Origin of the sequence: Mesorhizobium sp. M7A.F.Ca.AU.002.02.1.1 (genome assembly GCF_003998535.1) — a bacterium.
In the GTDB taxonomy this organism is placed as follows: Bacteria; Pseudomonadota; Alphaproteobacteria; order Rhizobiales; family Rhizobiaceae; genus Mesorhizobium; species Mesorhizobium ciceri.
In genome coordinates, this window is sequence record NZ_RZPB01000697.1 from 1 (window position 1) to 3,164 (window position 3,164).

The following is a 3,164-nucleotide window of genomic DNA, read 5'->3' on the forward strand; positions in this document are numbered from 1 at the left end:
CTTCGAGCGTCTCCATGCTGTCCGCTGTCACCGACAGGGTGACGCGCCCGTGCAGCGCCAGAAGCCGCTCCAGCTTGGCGCGCCCAAGGATGTTGTAGGGAAGAAAAATATCGGCCAGCCCGGCATCGGCCATCACCTCGGCCTCGCCGATCTTCTGGCAGGTGATGCCGACGGCGCCGGCCGCCACCTGCTTCTTCGCCCAATAGGGCAATTTGTGCGTCTTGATATGCGGCCTGAGCTTCAGCCCGTTCTTGTCGGCATGCGCCTGGGCGCGGGCAATGTTGGCTTCGGCGCGCGCGGCGTCGATGAGAATCGACGGCGTATCGAGGTCGTGGACGGTCGGCATCATCTTTCACCCCATGAGGAATCCGCGGGTTTTATGGCCCTGAAAATCCGCGATGTCACGCGGCCAGCGAAGCGGATCTGTGGTCCATGCGCCTAAGCGCAAGACCGGGCAGGGCGGCGAGATGGATCGACACCGCATCGACGTTCGGCTATGCGATTTGCCAGACAAATCGATACGAAGGGATCATGATCATGAAGCGCTCCGCCATCAACGACATCATCCGCGAAGCCGACGCTTTCATCCGCTCGTTCGGCTACATCATGCCGCCCTTCGCCTATTGGTCGCCGCAGGAGGCGAAGGCGCGCCAGGCCGACTCCGCGGCCGTGTTTACCTCGCGGCTCGGCTGGGACATCACCGATTACGGTCAGGAGAAGTTCAAGGAGCTCGGCCTGTTCCTGTTCACCGTTCGCAACGGCCGCTACGAGGACATGAAGAAGGGCATGGGCATGCTCTATGCCGAGAAAATCATGATCTCGCGCAAGGACCAGCTGTCGCCGATGCATCGCCACAACGTCAAGGCCGAGGACATCATCAACCGTGGCGGCGGCAAGCTGGTGCTGGAACTGTTCATGCATGACCGCGACGGCGGCATCGATCCCAAGGCCGAGGTTTCGGTGCCGGTCGACGGAACCATCCACAGGCTGCCTGCGGGCGGGCTCCTGAAGCTCGACCCGGGCCAAAGCGTCACGCTGCTGCCCGGCGTCTGGCATGCCTTTTGGGCCGAGGGCAAGGATGTGCTGATCGGCGAGGTCTCGACCGTCAACGACGATCTCACCGACAATGTGTTTCGCGAACCGATCGGCCGTTTTTCCAACATCGACGAAGACGTTGCCCCGATCCATCTGCTGGTGTCCGACTACGAGAAGTGGCTGGGGTAAAGGGCCGCTCCACGCCCTCGGCGACGCCAGTCACACGACCGTGTGACTAGTCGCACGGTCGAAAGTGGGTAGGCCGTATCGCCTACCTACTGCGATCCCTGTTCGACCGATCCTGCCGCTTCGTCCTTGAAGACGACCTTTGTGCCTTTTTGCACTTCGGAGGCGAGGTCTTCGGCATCCCAGTTGGTCAGCCTGATGCAACCATGCGAGAAGGTCTTTCCGATCTTGCCTGGGTCCGGAGTCCCGTGAATGCCGTAGCTATCGATGGACAAGTCGATCCAGACCGATCCCACCGGATTGTTTGGCCCGGCAGCGATCGTGAAGGGGCGCTTGCTCCTCACTCCCTTGAAGGCAAACTCGGGATCGTAATGATAGGCTGGGTGGTGCACCACGCGTTTGACCTCCGCCTGGCCACTCGGCGCGGGCTTCTCCTGACTTCCGATCGAGGCGGGGTACGTCGCAAGCACTTTGCCGGAAGGGTCAAGCACCCGAACCTGGCGAGCGCTCTTGTCGACCTCGACGCTCGCGATGTCTTGCGGCGGATCACCTCGGGTGACAGCTGGCACGAGCAGCTTTTGCCCCGCCCTCCTGAAGCCGATGCCGGGATTGAGCCGTTCAAGCAGTTGCTCGCTGATGTGGAAGCGCTCCGCCATCTTTTCCAGGGCATTGTGGTAGGCCAGCCTGGGCAGGCGGGCCATCCTCTCCATGCGCGCCGGAATTCGCCTGGTGAACGGCCCATGCACATCCTTGCGTGTCAAATCGTAGGTCTCAATCGCGGGGCGCGAGGAGGTCGCGACCAGCTTGTCCCATGTCTCGCGGGTGAGCTTGCCGTCGGCAGGCAATCCGTTGGCCGCTTGGAACGCACTGACTGCCCGGGTGAAGTTCTCTGCCTTGCGGCCATCGATCAGGCCTGGCGAGAAGCGTGCACGATCCAGGAGGATTTGCGCCTTCAGCACGGTCGCACTGACGCCTTTCGCTTCGCTGCCGTCAAATTGGGCGTTGTTGACGGCGGCCGCGTCCAGTTTTGCCGCCGCCGTTGCATCGCATGCGATGACGAGCATGGCGACCGCGACAAGAACGAGCCTGATCATGGAGGTCACACTCCCGTATGGGCACCTGCTTCTATGACGTCGCACGGCCGATCTGGTTCCATTTCCTGCAGTTGCGTCCGACTGCCGAGTGCCGTGCGCGCAGTGAACCCGGACCAGGAGCACCCGGCGGTGGCGCGGGTGCATTGTTGATAAGGGTCCGCCATCATCAAGATGAATGGCGACTCCCGTCAGCGCATGTGTTGGCTTCAGAACCGCAGAGACCGGAGCGACAACGGGCCAACGCCCGATTGAGTCCGTCTCCACAGGCTCGGTGACCGAGGAGAGCCAGGATGCAATTTCCTGCCCAGAAGAACAAAGGACCGGCTCAACCAGCCGAGGATGAGCGCCAGGCACGGCTTGAGAAAACAGCCAGGCTCAAGCAGCTTCGCTCCTATGCTTCCTGGCTTTCGTCTGACCCAAACGCCCAACTTCACGATGAGATAGACTGCTCCGTGCTGATCGAAGGCGTGGGACGACGCAGCATGGAGCCTTGGCTGATCGGCAGGTGACATACCCGGGCGGCGAGGTTTCCACCGCCAACGACGATCTGGCCGACAATTTGTTTGGCTAAAGCAGTTCACCGTTTCACGGAGACGGCGACCCGCTCTAACTCCTTGTTTTGACGCAATTCCGGACGGAAAACCGTTTCACACTTTTCCTGGAATTGCTCTAGCCGATCGGCCGCAACAGTGGCGACAGGCAGACTTCGCGTCAGTGACAGCAGCCTTGCTGCGCGCTCGTCCTGCACAGGCAGGGCGGCACCGACAGCCAGCGAAGCTTGCGCCGGGTTGCTGAGGAAGCGCCGCTCGGGCGCAATGCCTTTCAGATGCCGATGGAGCTCTTCGCGCT

At 61.7% G+C, this 3,164-nt stretch carries 3 protein-coding genes and 1 pseudogene; 1 reads left to right on the forward strand and 3 read right to left on the reverse strand.

Translation table 11 applies throughout. The features are described 5' to 3' along the window. On the reverse strand, window positions 1-346 hold a 346-nt coding region (locus tag EN879_RS29615), incomplete at its 3' end, for an alanine racemase (protein WP_206521025.1). A gap of 191 nt (window positions 347-537) precedes the next feature. Here EN879_RS29615 and EN879_RS29620 point away from each other — a divergent pair. Then, entirely contained in the window at window positions 538-1,224 is a 687-nt protein-coding gene (locus EN879_RS29620) for a D-lyxose/D-mannose family sugar isomerase (protein ID WP_063170203.1), read from the forward strand. Between the two features lie 86 nt (window positions 1,225-1,310). On the opposite strand, the gene EN879_RS29625 is transcribed toward EN879_RS29620, so the two are convergent. Together EN879_RS29625 and EN879_RS39530 are read right to left on the reverse strand one after the other, a co-directional pair. Beyond that, window positions 1,311-2,459, reverse strand: coding sequence for a L,D-transpeptidase (locus EN879_RS29625; protein ID WP_342030134.1), 1,149 nt, complete (start codon window positions 2,457-2,459; stop codon window positions 1,311-1,313). 433 nt (window positions 2,460-2,892) lie between these two features. Then, window positions 2,893-3,164: pseudogene (locus EN879_RS39530) on the reverse strand (hypothetical protein); the annotation flags it as partial.

Bases quoted from the DNA above. Each gene is read 5' to 3' on its own strand.
- EN879_RS29625 (WP_342030134.1), bottom strand. From the start codon at position 2,459: ATGCACCCGCGCCACCGCCGGGTGCTCCTGGTCCGGGTTCACTGCGCG.
- EN879_RS29620 (WP_063170203.1), top strand. From the start codon at position 538: ATGAAGCGCTCCGCCATCAACGACATCATCCGCGAAGCCGACGCTTTC.